Annotated in this window: 14 protein-coding genes; 4 read left to right on the forward strand and 10 right to left on the reverse strand. The window is 65.8% G+C overall.

Going from position 1 to position 17762, the window contains the following annotated elements; genetic code table 11:
• Positions 1-64: 64 nt before the first annotated feature.
• From P0204_RS03890 to P0204_RS03905, 4 genes are all read right to left on the reverse strand, one after another.
• Positions 65-3283 (reverse strand): bacterio-opsin activator domain-containing protein, encoded by a 3219-nt coding sequence (locus P0204_RS03890; protein WP_276221850.1) that lies wholly within the window; start codon positions 3281-3283, stop codon positions 65-67.
• 73 nt (positions 3284-3356) lie between these two features.
• Positions 3357-4499 carry an ABC transporter ATP-binding protein gene (locus tag P0204_RS03895; protein WP_276221851.1) on the reverse strand — a complete coding sequence of 381 codons (1143 nt, stop codon included), beginning with the start codon at positions 4497-4499 and terminating at the stop codon, positions 3357-3359.
• Positions 4500-4511: 12 nt separating this feature from the next.
• Positions 4512-5420, reverse strand: coding sequence for a carbohydrate ABC transporter permease (locus P0204_RS03900; RefSeq protein ID WP_276221853.1), 909 nt, complete (start codon positions 5418-5420; stop codon positions 4512-4514).
• Positions 5417-6484, reverse strand: a complete 1068-nt coding sequence (locus tag P0204_RS03905; protein WP_276221855.1) for a carbohydrate ABC transporter permease — start codon at positions 6482-6484, stop codon at positions 5417-5419. Before P0204_RS03905 ends, P0204_RS03900 begins: the two co-directional genes overlap by 4 nt.
• A 766-nt stretch (positions 6485-7250) precedes the next feature.
• Here P0204_RS03905 and P0204_RS03910 point away from each other — a divergent pair.
• Positions 7251-8657 carry a class II fumarate hydratase gene (locus tag P0204_RS03910; protein WP_276221856.1) on the forward strand — a complete coding sequence of 469 codons (1407 nt, stop codon included), beginning with the start codon at positions 7251-7253 and terminating at the stop codon, positions 8655-8657.
• Positions 8658-8678: 21 nt separating this feature from the next.
• On the opposite strand, the gene P0204_RS03915 is transcribed toward P0204_RS03910, so the two are convergent.
• Positions 8679-9506 carry a DUF7537 family lipoprotein gene (locus P0204_RS03915; RefSeq protein ID WP_276221858.1) on the reverse strand — a complete coding sequence of 276 codons (828 nt, stop codon included), beginning with the start codon at positions 9504-9506 and terminating at the stop codon, positions 8679-8681.
• Positions 9507-9595: 89 nt separating this feature from the next.
• Here P0204_RS03915 and gatE point away from each other — a divergent pair, with 89 nt between their 5' ends.
• A complete protein-coding gene (gene gatE, locus P0204_RS03920) occupies positions 9596-11467 on the forward strand; it encodes a Glu-tRNA(Gln) amidotransferase subunit GatE (protein WP_276221860.1) in 1872 nt (623 codons plus the stop codon).
• 57 nt (positions 11468-11524) lie between these two features.
• On the opposite strand, the gene P0204_RS03925 is transcribed toward gatE, so the two are convergent.
• Both P0204_RS03925 and P0204_RS03930 read right to left on the reverse strand, forming a co-directional pair.
• The gene (locus tag P0204_RS03925) at positions 11525-12247 is read right to left on the reverse strand and encodes an RNA methyltransferase (protein WP_276221862.1); all 723 of its coding nucleotides are present in this window, start codon (positions 12245-12247) and stop codon (positions 11525-11527) included.
• Complete coding sequence (locus tag P0204_RS03930; RefSeq protein ID WP_276221864.1) at positions 12244-12762, reverse strand: DUF8114 family protein; 519 nt, start codon at positions 12760-12762, stop codon at positions 12244-12246. The genes P0204_RS03925 and P0204_RS03930 overlap by 4 nt, the downstream gene beginning before the upstream one ends.
• Before the next feature lie 298 nt (positions 12763-13060).
• Here P0204_RS03930 and P0204_RS03935 point away from each other — a divergent pair, with 298 nt between their 5' ends.
• Positions 13061-13750 (forward strand): 6-hydroxymethylpterin diphosphokinase MptE-like protein, encoded by a 690-nt coding sequence (locus P0204_RS03935; RefSeq protein WP_276221866.1) that lies wholly within the window; start codon positions 13061-13063, stop codon positions 13748-13750.
• Between the two features lie 6 nt (positions 13751-13756).
• On the opposite strand, the gene P0204_RS03940 is transcribed toward P0204_RS03935, so the two are convergent.
• The 3 genes from P0204_RS03940 to P0204_RS03950 are packed head-to-tail and all read right to left on the reverse strand — an operon-like array spanning position 13757 to position 16600.
• The gene (locus tag P0204_RS03940) at positions 13757-14866 is read right to left on the reverse strand and encodes a glycosyltransferase family protein (RefSeq protein ID WP_276221867.1); all 1110 of its coding nucleotides are present in this window, start codon (positions 14864-14866) and stop codon (positions 13757-13759) included.
• Between the two features lies 1 nt (position 14867).
• The gene (gene folP / locus P0204_RS03945) at positions 14868-16046 is read right to left on the reverse strand and encodes a dihydropteroate synthase (RefSeq protein WP_276221869.1); all 1179 of its coding nucleotides are present in this window, start codon (positions 16044-16046) and stop codon (positions 14868-14870) included.
• Positions 16047-16102: 56 nt separating this feature from the next.
• Positions 16103-16600, reverse strand: a complete 498-nt coding sequence (locus P0204_RS03950) for a dihydrofolate reductase (RefSeq protein ID WP_276221871.1) — start codon at positions 16598-16600, stop codon at positions 16103-16105.
• A gap of 105 nt (positions 16601-16705) precedes the next feature.
• On the opposite strand from P0204_RS03950, the gene P0204_RS03955 reads away from it, so the two are divergent.
• The gene (locus P0204_RS03955; RefSeq protein ID WP_276221872.1) at positions 16706-17719 is read left to right on the forward strand and encodes a phosphotransferase family protein; all 1014 of its coding nucleotides are present in this window, start codon (positions 16706-16708) and stop codon (positions 17717-17719) included.
• The last annotated feature ends 43 nt before the right edge of the window (positions 17720-17762 follow it).

The following is a 17762-nucleotide window of genomic DNA, read 5'->3' on the forward strand; positions in this document are numbered from 1 at the left end:
TACCATACGAGGGGTGAGGTTCTCAACGGTGAAAACGACCGCACGGCGTACCGACTGCCACGGCTTATCGCTCCTCCGACGGGACCGGACGGTCCAGCAGCGAGTCGACGATCTTCGCTTCTGCCCGGCGGAGGTGTTCCAGGAAGGTCGGTCCCGAGATATCCATCGACGCCGCTACCTCCTCGGCGGTGCTCTCCCTGGGCCAGCTGTAGAAGCCCGCTCGTCTGGCGACTTCGAGCACCTCCCGCTGTCGGTCGGTCAATTCCGAGAGGACTGGTTCCGTAGCGACCGTTTGCTCTTGGCGCTCACGGCGAGCGAGGAGTTCGGCGCTGGGGTACCGGTCGGTGAACATCCGGACGAACTCGCTGACTCCCGCCGAGGTCGGGAACGTCGCCGAGAGGATGGCGTGGTCGTCCTGAATTCGCAGCGTATCGAAGACACCGCCGTGATCGGCGACAAGTGTCCCGATACAGGGGCCATCGAGCGTGAGTTCGACCCGGAGGGTATCGCCGTCGGCTCCCACCACCCGTACCCGGTCGATCCCGCGTCGCCCCGCACAGGCCGCCTCGAACCGGTCAGGAGTCACGCCAGTCACTGTCCCGTAAAGGACGGTTCCGTCCGCCGTCGGACGGAGACGCTTCAATTCCATTCTCCCCCCGAGTGCCGCCGCGAGCGTAAAGAGGACCGTCGGCTGGCTGTCGAGCCCGAGTGTCAGTTCGACCGCCTGGTCGTCCAGTAGCGCGCGCCGTTGCTCGACCGTCGAGAGCGTGTGCGCGACGGTCCGAGCCAACTCCGTGAGCACCGTCTGTGTCTCCGCCCCGAAGGTGTCGACCTCGTTCGAGTACACCGAGAGCGTTCCGTAGGGGACGTCCTCGTATGTCAGGGGCAGGCTGGCGACCGACCGGTAGTCACGGGAGAGCGCCTCGCGTTGCCACTCCCCCTCCCGGAGGTGGTCCGCGACCTGGTTGAGAAAGACCGGCTCGCGCTCGGTTGCCGCACGGACCGCGGGTTCCGGAGCGGTTCCTCCGTCGAGCCCGACCACGTCCAGGTAGCCGCGTTTCGGTCCGGCCTGGTACTGTGGGGTCACCGCCGTATCGATCGTCGAGAACTCGCCCACCCAGACGAAGTCGAACCGGTCGCTCTCGGCCAGCCCGTCACAGACGGTTCGGTAGACCTCCTCGAAGCTGGTCGCCCCGACGAGGGCGGTCCCGATCCGTCGGATGCGGTCGTTGATATCGACGACCTGCCGGAGCCGTCGGTTCTGCTCCCTGAGTTCCTGGTCACGCTCCCTGAGCCGGTGTTCACGTTGCATCCGTTCGTAGGCCGCTTCGGCGTTGGCCACGAGGAGGTCGGCCAGTTCGACCGTCCGGTCGTCGTAGACGGCGACCGCAGTCGATCCACAGAGCAAGACACCGTACTCCCCGATCGGCAACAGCAACTCGGACCGGATCGGGGTCGCCTCGTTGTGGACGCCCGACTCCCGGGAGATGTCGTCGTAGACTCTGGGTTCGCCCTGGACGAACACCTCCCAGGCGAGGCCGTCACCCGGCCCGAACACCGGCGGCTCACCGACGATATCGCGGGCCGTCTCGGGAACCACCTCGGGGCGAAGGGCGTTATCAGCCTCGTCGAACCGATAGATACCGACCGCCTCGATGTCGAGAATCTCGTCGGCGGCGTCCGCGACTGTCCGACTGATCTCCTGATTGCTCTGTGCCGACAACAGCGTACGACTCACGTCGTGGAGTTCGGTGAGCGTCCGCTCGTATGCTCGCTGCGCGCTGATGTCCCGGGTCACGCCAACCGTCCCGCGTAACTCGCCGTCCTCGACGAGCAACGCGATACGGCTCTGTGCCGGCAGCGTCGAACCGTCCGCCCGGCGGACACGCACGTCCAGCGTGACCACGTCGGGCGAATCACGGGCCAGTTGCTCGTCGATCAGTTCCTCGGCGCGTTCGATGTCGGATTCGGGGAGGATCTTCGAGACGTGTTCACCGAGCAGCTCTGCCCGGTCGTAGCCCGTGATCTCGACGACCGCTTCGTTGACCATCTCGATGTACCCCTCACTGTCGAGTTCGTAGATGGCGTCGGCCGCGGTCGCGATCGCTCGTGCGGCGGTTTCGAGTTCGTGTTCGCGCGTTTTCTGCTCGGTGATGTCCTGGATCGTCCCACGGAGGTACCGATCAGAGGCTGTGGCTCCCCGCAAGCGGACCCACTTCCGTTCGCCCTCGACCGTCCGTATCCGCGTCTCGATATCGTACGGCTCGCCGGTCCGGAGTGCGCGTTCGAACCGTCCGACGACGCGATCCCTGTCCGCCGGGTCGTAGGCGTCCTCGACGAACGCACGCGTCGGTTCGAAGGACTCGTCGACGCCGTATATCCGGCGTGTCCCGTCGGTCCAGGAGATGGTCTCCTCGCGACTGTCGTACTCCCAGGCACCGACCACCGCCAGTTCCTCGACACGGTCGAGGAGGGACTGGCTGCGTCGCAGTTCGACAGCCTGTCGGTGGCGGCTGATCTCGGCGCATACCCAACGTCCCGCCAGACGAACGAACTGTCGGTCTCGCTGTCCGAACGCCGCTTCACGTGGCGTCGAGTCGCCGAACCACAGCGCCCCGTGCCAGTCGTCGACATCGAGCGCCGTCCCGATATAACAGGCGAGTTCCGATTCCACGATAGTGACCCCGCCTTCCCGATCGCTCGCGTCGAGGTCGCTGTTCGCGACGACACCGTCTGTCGGCCCGGGCAGCTCCGATGCCGCCACCGGATCGGTCCCGAAGTCGTGTTCCCCGACAGCGGCGACTACCTCCACCGTCCCGTCCACGCATCTAGTGACGTACCCGGACGGGAGTCCGAGCCGATCACAGCCCGTCGAAAGGACGGTCTGGAGTCGCTCTGTCAACGAGTCGTCCGCCCCCTCGACAGAAGACGGGCCGTCGGAATGCCCGTTCGGTGTCGCCCGGTCACCGGTCCGTTCCGGACTGTGCTCGGCCGGCGTGGACACTGCCTCGACCCCCGGGACCGCCGTGACGTGGTCCGGAACGTCGCTCCCGACGACGATGCTCCCGACGCCGGCCCGCCGGGCGGCGACGGCCGCGAGTTCGGCTCCCGAGACCGAGCCCGTTTCGTAGGGAACGAGCAGCCGGTCGACGGTGCCGTTCTCGACGGCGTCGAGTGCCGCCTCCGGACCGTCGACGCTGCGGAGACGACACGTCGACGGGTCGAATCCGTAGGCTGTCGGGTCGACCCCACCGACCACGAGTACCGTCTCTTGCTGTGTCATTCGTTTCGCTCACGCGTGCTATCGTATCGGCGGTGAAAAGAATGCGGACGGAAATATCAGCCGTGATAGCGCCTCAGACCGCCGACTCGATCTTCTCGACGGAGCTGAGGTCCCGGTTTTTGACTGCCTCACCGGTGACGGTATCGAAGAGGTGAATCGCCTCCTCGGGGAACCGAACAGTGACGTCTTCGCCCCACTCGACCTGGTGCATCCCGTCGATGGTGGCGGTGAACGTGTCCACCTGGCCCTCCTCGAAGGACAGGTGAACCGTGTTCTCGTTCCCGCGTGGTTCGACGACGTCGACGACGGCGTCGTAGTCGTGGTCGTCGAGTTTCGTGTCGACGATCTCGACGTCTTCGGGGCGTATTCCCAGCGTCAGGGACGTCGTGTCGGGCAAGGTATCGACCGTCTGCTCGCTCAGTTCGTACTCGAACCGGTCGGCGACCAGCGTCGAGCCCTGGCGCTCGGCGTCGAAGAAGTTCATCGAGGGCTCGCCGATGAAGCCCGCGACGAAGAGGTTGCCGGGCTCGTGGTAACACTCCAGCGGGGTCGCACACTGCTGGAGTTTCCCGTCGTTGAGGATCGCGATCCGGTCGGACATCGTCATCGCCTCCGTCTGGTCGTGGGTCACGTAGACGGTCGTGACGTCCAGTTCCTCCTGGAGGTGCTGGAGTTCGGTCCGCATCTCCGCCCGGAGCTTCGCGTCTAAGTTCGCCAGGGGTTCGTCCATCAGGAACACCTCCGGATCGCGGACGATCGCCCGACCCAGCGCGACACGCTGTTGCTGGCCGCCCGAGAGTTCGTTTGGCTTCCGGTCGATGAGATCGTGGATTCCGAGGATGTCGGTCGCCTCGGTAACCCGGTCGTCGATCTCCCCGTCGGAGAGATCCGTCGACTGCTCCAGCCCGAAGGCCATGTTCTCCCGGACGGTCATGTGCGGGTACAACGCGTAGGACTGGAACACCATGGCGACACCGCGCCGCGCCGGGGGCAGGTCGTTGATAATCTTGCCCTGGAGACTGATCTCGCCGGAGGTGATGTCCTCCAGGCCGGCGATCATCCGGAGTGTCGTCGATTTCCCGCAACCGGACGGGCCGACGACACAGACGAACTCGCCGTCCTCGATGTCGATCGAGACGTCGTCGACCGCGACGATCTCGCCTTCGTCGTCGTCGTGGAAGATCTTCGTTACGTCGTCGAGTGTGAGATGTGACATTAGTTGGACCTCCTATGATGCGACACCTTTCGCGAACCGATCACCGAAGAAGATGTACACGACCAGCGTCGGGAACGCCGCGACGATCGCCCCGGCCATCGTGAGCGTGAAGTCCTGCTGGACACCGCCGGTCAGCCGAACGAGTCGCTGCGTCGCGACCTGGGTGTTCGGATCGTTCAGCAACACGAGCGCGAACAGCAGGTCGTTGTAGACCTGGGTGAACTGGTAGATGAGCGTCACCGCGAACATCGGGTACGACAGCGGGAAGATGATGTTCTTGTAGATGCTGAACGCGCTCGCGCCGTCGAGGCGCGCGGCCTCGATCATCTCGTCGGAGATGGCCTGGTAGTAGCCACGGAACAGCAGCGTACAGATCGGAATCCCGTACGCGACGTGTGTGATCGTCAACTGGATCAGCTGTAATCCACCGTTGCCGACCGGGTACTCCCATTCGCTCAGGACAACCCCGACGATTCCCTCTGCGAGGTTCGGGACGACCTGGTACCAGAACGTGCTGATCGGCACCAGGACGGCCTGGTACGGGATGAAGATCCCGGCGATGATCAGGACGACGACGCCGACCTGACCCTTCCAGTCGATGGTCGTCAAGCCGTAAGCCGCGAGGCTCCCGAACACGGCCGACAGCACCGTCGCCGGAACGGCCATCAGGATCGAGTTCCAGATCCCGGGCGCGATGGTGTCGATCGCGGTCATCGTCGAGTCCAGCGAGAACTGGCTCGGGGCCGGTGGAAGGTACGGCTCGGTGTTGACGAACGCGTCGGTTTTGAACATCGTCATCACCGCGGCCTCGACCGGAACGAGGTAGAAGACGACGCCGGTCAGCAGGACGGCGTACAGCGCGGTGCGTCTGCTCAGATACTCCTGTATCGAATCGAGCGGGCTTGCGTCCTGTGTACTCATAGTTCACCCCGCTGGTACTCGCTGTAGAGGTACGGTGCGATCACCAGCAATGCGAGGACGAACAGGACGATCGCGATCGCGGACCCGTAGGCCCACTCGTTGCCGCCCGTGAACGCCTCGCGGTACATCATCGTCGCCAGGATGTCGATGTTCGCCCCTGGCTGGTCACCGCGCAGTGCGTAGATGAAGTCGAACGCCTTCAATGCGAACACCATCAGCACGACCGACGCCGAGACCGCCGGTGCACGCAGTTGCGGGATGATGACCCGCATGTACATCCGGACCGTCGACGCACCGTCGACGCGTGCGGCCTCGTAGTGTTCGTCCGGGATCGCACGGAGGCCCGCGAGGAAGACGACCATCGCGTAACCGCTGAACTGCCACAGCAGTGCGAAGATCACCGCGCCCAGCGCCGTCGTCGACCAGGAGAGCCACTGGATCGTCGTCGCCTGGACCGCCGCCGGTTTCAACAGTGAGATGACTAACCCTTCGAGGTTCAGTGCCCTGAGGAACGTGTTGAGAACCCCGTTGGATGCGTTGAACATCCACGCCCACAGCGTCGCCGTGACGACAAAGGAGAGGCTCATCGGCAGGAGATAGATCGTCCGGAACGTGTTCTCGAACCGGATGTTCTGGTCGATGAGGATCGCGATGAGCAGTCCCAAGACCAGACAGAGCACCGTGAAGACGACGAGCAACACCAGCGTGTTCTGGGTCGCTTGCCAGAACGTCGGATCGCTCGCCATCCGCGAGTACATGCTGAAATCGAGCTGGGAGTAGTCCGCGTCCCCCAGTCCACCCCATTCGGTCAGCGAGATGATGAGGTTCCAGAAGATCGCACCGTAGACGAACAGTCCGGCTAGAAAGAGCGGCGGGAGCCAGAAGGGGGACGACTCGATGAGTTCCCACTGGACGGGCAGCCGGTTGCGCAGCATGTCCTGTCCCTGTTGTGTCGCCGTTTTCCCACCGTCGGTCGCCACCTGTTTGCCGTTCGATTCGTCGCCCTGTACCACCGACCGGAGCCGCTCTCCGGCGCTTGTGAGTCTGCTGAGTATCTCGCGCATGGTTTGGTTGTGTCAGTCGTGTCTCGCCGCACGTCTCGACTCGCCCGCCCCAACAGGCAACGCTCCGGAAGCCGGTGTATCCGGCGTCGGCGGAGCGGAGCAGGTGTGGGAAACAGCGCAGACGGCCACACAGTCCCCGTTGCCATCCGTGGCCGATCTCGTGCCCGCTGTCCCGTCGAACGACCCGCCGACCGTATTCGGGCGGCCTGCGAGACGTGCGTGAACTGCCCGGTCGTTGCCAGGTTCGGGCGTGACCGCACCGTTGCCATCGCCGTCAGTCCACCAGGGTGCGATCGTGAGTTCTGCCAAGTCCGTCGGTCCCATCACGCGCTCCGGTCGGGTACTGCCCGGTTGCCTCGACAGGAGGACTGGCGAGGCCGGAGACAGGCACGAAGACGGAGCGTCGGTCATGGTCGTCACCGTGGAGTCGAACTCACCCTAGCTGGATAGACGTGTCACTTAATGCTTCCGAATATTCATGCACGTCTATCGGCCGTAGAACGGCTGTCGAGCACGAATACGGCAGTTTGTGTGGATAAATCGTTATCGTCATCGGGAGGGCGTATATAAACAAACACTACCGGTTGGGAGCCCGTTCGGGCCGGCGAACCGCCCGATTTCGCCGGCAGGACCTCGGCGGGTGGACTCCGTGACGGAGCAGCCGGCCGAAACAGCGTCCGTGTGGACCAGCTCCCAGCTACTCACGCCGGATCGATCGACGGCTACCGGAGGCTTTTACGACCGGGGGCGCGGACCGCCTAGGCGTATGAGCGACGATTTCAGGACCGAACAGGACAGTCTCGGTGAGATGGAGGTCCCGGCGGACGCCTACTGGGGCGCACAGACACAGCGCGCGGTCGAGAACTTCCCGATCAGCCAGACGACGTTCGGCCGGCGGTTCGTCCGGGCGCTGGGCGTGGTCAAGAAGGCCGCCGCACAGGCGAACCGCGACCTGGAGCTGATCCCCGAGGACAAAGCCGACTGCATCGTCGAGGCGGCCGACGAAGTGATCGCCGGTGACCACGACGACCAGTTCCCCGTCGACGTGTTCCAGACCGGCTCCGGAACGTCCTCGAACATGAACGCCAACGAGGTCATCTCGAACCGCGCGACGGAGCTGTACGGCGGCGAGATCGGGACCCGCGAGATCCACCCCAACGACCACGTCAACTTCGGTCAGTCGAGCAACGACGTCATCCCGACGGCGATGCACGTCGCCGCACTGGAGGCCGTCGAGAAGGACGTGCTTCCGGGACTGAAGAGCCTTCGAGACGCACTGGAAGCGAAGGAGTCCGAGTTCGAACACGTCGTCAAGACGGGGCGGACGCATCTGCAGGACGCGACCCCGATCACGCTCGGCCAGGAGTTCTCTGGCTACCGCACCCAGGTCGAGAAGGGGATCTCGCGGATCCAGGACACCCGCAGTCGCCTCTCCGAACTCGCGCTCGGCGGCACCGCGGTCGGGACCGGCCTCAACACCCATCCCGATTTCCCCGGGTTGGCGGCCGAGTACATCAGCGAGGAGACCAACCTCAAGTTCCACGAAGCGGACAACCACTTCGAGGCACAGGCCGCCCACGACGCGATGTCGGAGGCCCACGGCGCGCTCCGGACGGTCGCGGGTTCGCTGAACAAGATCGCGAACGACCTCCGGCTGCTGGCCTCGGGACCACGGAACGGCCTGGGCGAGATCGACCAGCCCGAGAACCAGCCCGGCTCCTCGATCATGCCCGGCAAGATCAACCCCGTCGTCGCCGAAGCGGTCAACCAGGTCCACAAGCAGGTCGTCGGGAACGACGCCGCGGTCTCGGCCGGCGCCGCCGAGGGCCAGATCGACCTCAACCTCTACAAGCCCGTCCTGGCCTCGAACTTCCTGCAGTCGGCCCGGCTGATCGCAAACGGGAGCGAGATCTTCGCCGAGAAGTTCGTCGCCAAACTGGAGGCCGACGCCGACCACTGCGCGGAACGGGTCGAACAGTCGATGGCGCTGGCGACCGCGCTCAACCCCGCGATCGGCTACGACAAGGCCAGCAAGGTCGCGAAGAAGGCCCTCGCTGAAGACAAGACGATCCGAGAGGTCGTCTTGGAGGAGGGGTATCTGGACGAGGACGAGGTCGACGACGTGCTCGACCCAGCGAAGATGACCGAGCGCGGTATCCTCGGCGACGAGTAGGCGGCCCGGGTAGTTCGACCGTCAGGTCCCCGACCCGGTCGATCGATTGCGGGCCTGGTGTCGGGCCTCGTCGAGCCAGGAGGGGGCCGGAACGGTGGTCGAGCCGACATCCTCGTACCAGAACTGGTAGCCGACCGTTTCTCGCTGTGACCCGATCGTCGTCGTGTAGCGGACGCGGAGTTCCCTGACCAAGCCGTCGGGAGCGACCAGCAGGCTGAACCGGTACGACTCCGCCTGGCTTATTCCGGGTGGGGTCCCGCCGACGCCGGTGACGCGGTAGTACAGCGACCCGTTCCGTCGGACTCGTCGGGTCCAACTCCGGGTCGCGCTGACGTACTGGTCGACGTAGAACGCGGCCTCGCCGGCGAACTCGTCCCGGTAGAACCGCAGCTCACCCCGGTAGTAGGTCACGGTCCCGTCGTCGCGGCGTTCGAACCAGGTTCCGCCGTCGCCGTACATCGATTGCTCGTAGCGCTCGACGGTCCGGTTCGGGAGGAGACGCCTCCGTTCGAGGTCGTGGCGGTAGTTGCGCCCGTCCTCGACGTAGGTCGTCTCGTTGCGCGAGACGCTGAGTCGGCCGGTGTCGCGGATCGTCGTCATCGTGTACCGTTCGACAAACGTGTAGGACCGGTTTTCCAGCGCCCGCTCGTGGCCGTTCGAGAGGACACTGACGCCGTCGAGCCCGGAATCGTCGAGTCCCGGCGGGGCACTGGGCGTCGTGGCCTGCTCTGTGGCGGCCGGGACAGGCGCGGGCGTCGTCTCCGGGGCGTCGCTCACACCGAGACCGGTGATGCCGCCACACCCGGCCAGCAACGAGAGACAGACGACGGTCAAGAGCGGCCAGCGCACACGACAACGTCGGCCTGGGCGGACAAAAGCCCCCGGTCGCGACCGTCGAAGGGTGCGTTTTTTTGCCCCCGGTCACGGACTGGACTCCAATGACCGAGGACTACGACTACGAGGCGCTCGGCCTGGTCGCGGGGCTGGAGATCCACCAGCAGCTCGATACGGCCACGAAGCTGTTCTGTAACTGTCCGACCCGGATCCGCGAGCCCGAGGAGTCCGACCGGCAGTTCAGCCGCTACCTCCACCCGACGAAGAGCGAACTCGGCGAGATCGACGAGGCGGCCCTCGAAGAGAGCATGGTCGACCGCGAGTTCGAGTATCTGGCCTACGACTCGACCTGCCTCGTCGAGGAGGACGACGAACCGCCACACCGGGTCGACCGTGAAGCCATGGAGACGACGCTGGAGATCGCACAGCTACTGGAGATGAACGTCGTCGACCAGGTCCACGTCATGCGCAAGATCGTCGTCGACGGCTCCAACACCACCGGGTTCCAGCGGTCGATGCTGGTCGCCAACGACGGCACGATCGAGACCAGCGAGGGGGATGTCGGCATCGAAGACATGCTTCTGGAAGAGGAGTCCTGCCAGCGGATCGAGGAAACCGAGGAGGGGGTCCGATTCTCGCTGGATCGGCTCGGCATCCCGCTGGTCGAGATCGGGACGAAACCGGACATCCGCTCGCCCGAGCAGGCCCGCGAGGCCGCCGAGCGGATCGGGATGTTGCTACGCTCGACCGGCCAGGTCAAGCGGGGGCTGGGGACCATCCGCCAGGACGTCAACGTCTCCATCGCCGAGGGCGCTCGTATCGAACTGAAAGGCGTCCAGAGCCTCGACGACATCGACGACATCGTCCGCAACGAGGTCCGCCGGCAGGTCGAACTGCTGGATATCGCCGACGAACTCGACGAACGCGGCGCGGCAGTCGGGGACCCCGAAGACGTAACCGAGGTCTTCGAGGACACCGACTCCGGCGTCGTCCGCGGTGCGCTGGACGACGGCGGCGCGGTGACGGCGGTCCTGCTCTCGGGGTTCGACGGCCTGGTCGGCCGGGAGATCCAGCCCGACCGACGGCTCGGCACAGAGTTCTCGGACCACGCGAAACGCCACGGCGCCGGCGGCATCTTCCACACCGACGAACTGCCGGCCTACGGCGTCACCGAGGCCGAGGTCGAATCCCTCCGGGAGGCCGTCGGTGCCGACCCGGAGGACGCCGTCGCCATCGTCGCCGACGATCCGGAGACCGCCGACCTCGCCATCGACGCCGTCGCAGAGCGCGCCGAGACGGCGATGGAGGGGGTCCCCGAGGAGACCCGTGACGCCAACGACGACGCCACCTCCCGGTACCTCCGTCCGCTCCCGGGCGCGGCGCGGATGTACCCGGAGACCGACGTTCCCCCCGTCGAACCCGACGTGACCGACGTCGAGACGCCGGAACTGCTGACCGAGAAAGTCCAGCGCTACGAGGCCGACCACGGACTCGACGCCGGACTGGCCGAACAGGTCGCCTACGGCCAGCGCTGGCCGCTGTTCGAGGCCGTCGTCGACGAGGGCGTCGATCCGACGCTCGCGGCCGGGGTGCTGGAGTCGACGCTGACTGAACTGCGCCGTGACGACGTGCCCGTCGGGAACCTGACCGACGAGCACCTGCGGGCGACGTTACTGTTGGTCGACGGCGGGGACGTTCCCCGCGAGGGGATCGAGGACCTGCTGACCGCACTGGCGGAGAACCCCGATCTGACCGCCGAAGCGGCCGTCGAGCAGGAGGACCTCGGTGGTGTCAGCGAGGACGAGGTCCGCGAAGCTGTCGTCGAAGTCGTCGAACGGAACGGCGACCAGATCGAGGCCGAGGGGATGGGCGCGTTCTCGGCGCTCATGGGCGAGTGTATGGGCGCGCTCCGTGGGAAGGCCGACGGGGACACGGTCAGCGACGTGTTGCGCCAGGAGATCCAGCAACGGGTCTGAGTTCCGCTGAACGTCCGGATACTCGTCGTCCCGACTCTCCACGGCGTATCGAGTGTCTCAATCGGAACCACGTTCGATCCGCTGTCTGGCTTGCCGGAGCAGTCCGCGCATCGTGCGGGTCTCCCGTCCGGTCGGCCGAGCGCGGCCGAGCAGCCGACGGAACATCCGGCGTGTCTTCGCCTGTTTTTCCTCGGTATGCTCGATAGCGTCCAGGAACCGTCCGAACTCGTCGTGAAGCCCCTCGACGGCTGCAGCCTCCGCAGTCGTATGCAGCGAGTCGGGGTGTTGGTTGCGCTCGACGGTCAGTTCCCGAAGCTCGTAGAGGACGATCGTCGCGGCCTGGCCGAGGTTCAACACCGGATAGTCGGCGCTCGCGGGGATCGAACAGATCTCGTCACAGCGGGCCAGTTCGTCGTTGTAGAGGCCGACCCGCTCGCGGCCGAAGACGACACAGACGTCACCGTCGACATCCTGGAGCGACGCCGCCAGGTCGCTGGGGGTCACCGCGGGATACCGGACGTGGTTGTTCGCGTCCTCGTTCGGGACGGCTGTACAGGCGACGGTGTGGTAATGCTCGACGAGATGATCGAAGGAGACGGTCCGGGCCGCCGGAAGGATGTCCTCGCGTGCTTGCCCAGCGAACCCGTAGGCCTCCCCGTCGGGGTCCAACTCCGGCGGGTCGACGAGCAACAACTCCGAGAGGCCGAAGTTCTTCATCGACCGGGCGATGGTGCCGACGTTACCCGGCGTCTCGGCGTCGACGACGGCGACGGCGATCATACGTCCAGATCGTCCAGGTCGATGTCGATCGAGTCGAGGTCGTCCTCGTCGACCTGGTCCAGTTCCTCCTCGATGCCGGGGATCGCCTCCGATCGCGGTGGTGCGTCGGGAACGGCAGTCGGGTCCTCGTCGACGTGTTCGAGCCCCTCGTAGTCGTCGGGCGCACGACCGCCCTCGACGAACCACTCGTGGAAGGCCCGGCGCATCTCCGTCTCTCCGGCGTATTCCTCGCCGCCGAGTTCACGGAACCAGTAGATGAAATCGGGTTCGTGGGCCGAACAGAGAACCACCTCCCCGTTCGGTTCGCCGTAGATGACTTCCGCGACGTTACACGCCTCCGTCGCGGCGCCTTCGACCATCCGGCAGGCGTCACAGGGGTCGACGACCCGCCGCGCGAGGATCAGCAGACGCTGTCGTGTCTCCGGGTCTAGCGTCCCGAGCGGCCGGATGCGGCCGTTCTCGTCGAGGATATCGTCGTCGAACCGCCACCCTCGAAGCCCGATGTTGACCTTCATATCGCGCCGTAGTCGGCTCCGAGACTAAAAGAGCGCGGTGTGGCGTCGTGTCGGGTGCGCCCGCGTCAGACAACTGGTCGGTCGGCCGGGTCGAACAGCACAGATTCCCCTGTGAACCCGTAACACCGTCAGACACACGTCTGCTCGGTCCGTGACAAAGTGGTGGGTAAGAGAAAACTTATACCGGATGCGTCAGAACGAGAGGGTGAAAGCCGAAAGGGCACCCGGGTAGGGGTACACGGACGTGCCATTTCGGCTAAATCCGCTTTATCTCGGAACTGACGGGACAGCGATAGCTATGGACTACAACACGTGGGAACCGGTCTACGCCGCACTGCTAGAGGAGTTCGGCTACGGCCGTGACGGCGACGAACGGGCACGGGACAGACTCGCCGAACTGGTCGGTACCGCCGAGACGTACGACCCGACTGACCTGGCCGGAAACGGTGCGACCGTCGCGATCGCCGGTGCGGGTCCGTCACTGGAAGCCGAGGCCGACCGGGCCGCGGCGGCGGGTCTGGTGTTCGCCGCTTCGACGGCGGCCGATCGGCTGGAAGCGGTCGGTGTCGGCGTCGACTGTCAGGTGACCGACCTGGACAAGACCCCCGAGACGACCCGGGCGTTGAGCGAATCCGGTACCCCCGTCGCCGTCCACGCCCACGGCGACAACGTCCCGGCCGTCGAGCGTCACGTCCCGTCGCTCGAACTCTCCGCCGTCGTCCCGACGACGCAGGCCGAACCGACGCCTCCCGTGATGAACTTCGGCGGGTTCACCGACGGGGACCGCGCGGCGTTTCTCGCGGATCACTTCGGTGCGGCCGAACTGGTTTTCGTCGGCTGGGACTTCGACGATCCCGATGTCGACCGGGAGAAACGGGAGAAATTGCGGTGGGCCGAGCGGCTCCTCCACTGGCTCGAACGACGCCGTGACGAACGGTTTGCGGTGCTGGACGGTCGGCGTGACGATATCGAACCCATCGATGGGTGAGCCCCGTCAATCGGTCCGTGAATCGCTCGGCAGCGAGTGCTCGACCCGACCAGCGTCGAGGACGACACGGGATGAGAGGTCGGTTTCGTCCCAGGCCGGAAGGCGGGTGTCGGGACCCGGGGGCCGGACACCGGAGACGTACTCCTCGACCTGTTCGCGCTCCGCGGACCGGTCGTACTCCAGCCCGTTGAACGCCGCATCGGCCGCGTACTGTGACACTAGCCGGCTCGCCGCGTCCCGGTAGGCGTCGGGCAGCGTCCCGTACTCCGGGTCGATCCCGCCGTCCTCGATGGCCCGAAACAGCGCCTGTCCGACCTGATCGGCCATCCCGGAGAGCCCGCCCCGGCCGCCGACCGGTTTGTGATCGTGGCGGTGGACGCCGAGGTCCGCCTGTGCGGAGCGGTCGGTGCCGACAGCGTCGAAGGTCTCCCCGAGCAGCCCGATCTCCAGGCCCCAAGCACGCTGTGCCCGAAGCCGACGGGCAACGTCGGCGCTAAAGGCGAACTCCCCGGCAAGCGGGTAGCGAAAGGCCGAGAGATAGCGCACGATCCCGGCGTCGTGTCGATCCTCCAGTGTTCGCAACAACGGTGCGATGAACAGCCGAACCAGCCGCCCGTAGAGGCGTCCGTCCTCGACGCGGGCGTAGTAGCCCTTGACGAAGTCGTACTCCATCGCGAGGGGCGCGAGGAGACGCTTGACCACCGCCGGAGAGTAGGTGCGGGCGTCGGCGTCGTGGACCACCACGTAGTCGGCTCGGTCGGCGGCGACGCCCAGGCCGAGCCAGACGTCCCGTCCTTTCCCGCGCTGGCCGCCGATCCCGTGCCGTTCGAGTCGCGTCTCCAGCGCCGGCGCATCACACCACAGCGTCGTCACGTCGACGGCGTAGTCGGCGACCCACTCCCGGAACCCCTCGGCGACCTCGGCTGGTGCTCGAAGTGGGACGACGATCTCACCCGGGCCGACCGTCTCCAGCGACTCGAAAACGTGCTCGGGCGTAACGGCCGCGATGGATTCGCCGGCGATGGGGACGACGACGGCGCTGTCGGCGACGGGTGCGTCGGGGAGAGGATCGGTCAGGTCGTGCAGCGTCGTGATCCGCTCTTGTGAGTAGTCCATCTTACCCCTCGATCGCTCGTGTGAGTGCGGCCCCAGCGGACGTGCCTTCGAGGGCACCTGCCAGCGCGGAGAGTTCGGCGAGCGAGCCACCGACGAGCGCGCCGTCCGAGCCCCCGCGGACCACGACACCCGTGTCGGCGGCCGCCGTCACCAACTCGTCGACCCCGGACGGATCGAGCCCCGAGAGTTCGAAGACACGGCCGACGAACGGCTCCCCCTTCCCCTCGCTAGCCCCGATCCGCTCGAGGTGCCGGGCGACGTCGCCGGCGCTTCGAACGTCGAGTTCGCTGACGGTCACATCACCCTCGATCGTCCGACCGCGTTCGGCGAACGCACCGCCGATCTTCGCGGCGTCCAGCGTCTCGGCGACGTCGTGAGTCCGGACGACGTGTGCCCCCCGTTCGATCGCCATCGAGGTCGCCGCGAGACTCACCGGCAGTGCCGCCTCGGTCGAGCGGTCCGCCAGCGATCGGAGGAAGTTCTTCCGGTTGATCGAGACGAGGATCGGCTGGCCGAACCCGCGGAACTCCCGCAGCCGACGAAACGTCGCCCGGTCGTCTTCGAGGGTCTTGCGCTCGCTCCACCCGCCGAAGGCGGGGTCGACGATGGTCTTGTCCGTCATCCCGTGCTGTTTGAGTGCCTCGTAGACCCGGTCGACGTAGTCGGCCTGCTGGACCCAGTCAGGTGAGCGAGCAGTCGCCCAGTCGACATCGTCGACAGCGCCGGGTCGTTCCAGGTCCGGCGGACTCGCCATCTTGCCGACCGCGACGTCGTACTCCCGGCAGACCTCGGGCATCTCCGGATCGGCGAACCCACAGATGTCGTTGACCATGTCGAAGCCGGCGTCCAGTGCCGCCTCGGCGACCTCGGCGTACCGGGTTTCGATGGAGAAAACCGCGTCACCGCCGACCGACTGGAGCGTCTCGATCGCCGTATCGAGCCGGTCGAGTTCCTGCTCGGCCGAGAGAACGTCGAGGCGCTTGTTCGCCGACTCCAAGCCCACGTCGACGATGTGGGCGCCCTCCCCGATCAGTTCCTCGTCGACGTAAGCGGCCGCCTCGTCGGGCTCGTCGTAGACGGAGGGATCGTACGGGGATTCCTTGCTGACGTTCAGCACACCCATGATGCGCGGTGGCTGCTCGTCGCCGATCGCCAGTCCCGCCGCGTCTACCGTGCGCATGATCGATCGGTAGGACTGCGCAGGGTAAGCGTTGGCGGTTGCGGCGGCTCGCGTCGCTACCGTCGGGCGGTCGACGGTGGCTGTGGGTCCTCGTTCGTGTACGCCACGACGGTGAACTCGTCGTAGCGCTCGCGGTCGGTGACGCTCCAGTCGGTTCCCAGATACGGAAACACCGCCGCACCGGTCTCGTACTCCGGGAGTTCGGAGACGAGTGCCCGGTCGGCGTAGGGAAGGAACATCGAGTAGATCGACTGGCCGCCGATGACATAGCCCCTCTCGCTACGCTCGTCGACCGCGTCGATCGCGTCGGGCACGGAGGAGACGAACGTCGTCTCAACTGCGTCGTACTCCCCGGGCGTGCTCGTGACGACGACGGGATGTGTCCCCTCGACGTCCGTCATGCTCGCCCAGGTGCGACGCCCGACGATCACCGGGTGCCCGGCGACGCGGGTCTTGTACTGGCGCTCGTCCTGCTCGTAGTGCCACGGGATCGTCTCGCCGTCGCCGATAGCCCCAGTCCGGGCGACGCCCGCGACCAACACGAGTTCTGGCATACGATCACATGGGGACCGGGCCGGCAAATCACTGTCTCTCCTATCGGCGTCGTGTTGGGGCTATGACTGACAGCTTTATTTGCCCCACCCCCATACCGGGTCGTAGTGTCGACGCCGGAAGCAGATATCGCAGCGGTCCTTCGGGAGTCCGGTCCCGACCACGACGGGTTCACCTTTGAGACGCCTGGTGGCGGTCATCAGAGCGATGTCTACATCGTGACGATGGCCCACGGCGGCGAAGAGTACGAGGTGGTTGTGAAGTTCAAACCCGAGGGTAACGTCCCCTTCGAAGTCGAACCCCGACTCCACGAATACGTCGCCGACCGGACCGACATCCCGGTGCCACGGATTCTCGTCTTCAAACAGGAGCCGACGGTCGACGTCCCGCCGTATTTTGTCACCGAGCGAGTTCACGGACACAACCTCGCGACCGAGTTCGGCCAACTCACACAGGACGAGCGCCAACGTGTGATGACACAGGCCGGGCGGGTGCTGGGGGATATGCACTCCGAGATCGGATTCGAAGCGTTCGGTCGTCTCGACCTGCACAACGACCGGATCATCGTCCGGGACTGGATGGGAAGCTGGCGGGACTACTTCGAACAGCTCACCCGAGCACACCTCACCCGGCTCGACGGGACGCCCTTCGAGGGACTGGCGACCCGTGCCCGGGACCGGATCGAACCGGCGTTGGATATCGTCCCCGAAGACGGGGTCCCGCGGCTGGTCCACGACGACTTCCGGCCGGCGAACCTCCTGTTCGAGCGCGGCACCGAACGACCGATCACGGCGGTGCTGGACTGGCAGGACGTCCTGGCCGCGCTCCCCGAGTACAACCTCGCACAGACGGAGTTTCTCTTCATCGACTCGTCGTTCGACGATCCACAGATCAAGGAGACGCTACGTCAGCGGTTCCACACCGGTTACAGGGAGTTCCGGCCGATGGACTTCGCGGACGGCTACGAGGAGCGCCGGCCGCTGTACCAGCTCTCGACGCTGCTCTGGCGGATGGCCGGATTTGAGGCCGTCTTCGCCGACGAATCCGGCCTGGCGACGGCCCGTGCCGAGGCCAAATACCGCGAGCAGTTCGAACGGTTGATCGACGCACTCCCGACCTGATTCGGCGGTATCGTTCGCTCCCGAAAGAGCCAAATTTTATACG

It is taken from the genome of Haloarcula halophila (assembly GCF_029278565.1).
Classification (GTDB): domain Archaea; phylum Halobacteriota; class Halobacteria; order Halobacteriales; family Haloarculaceae; genus Haloarcula; species Haloarcula halophila.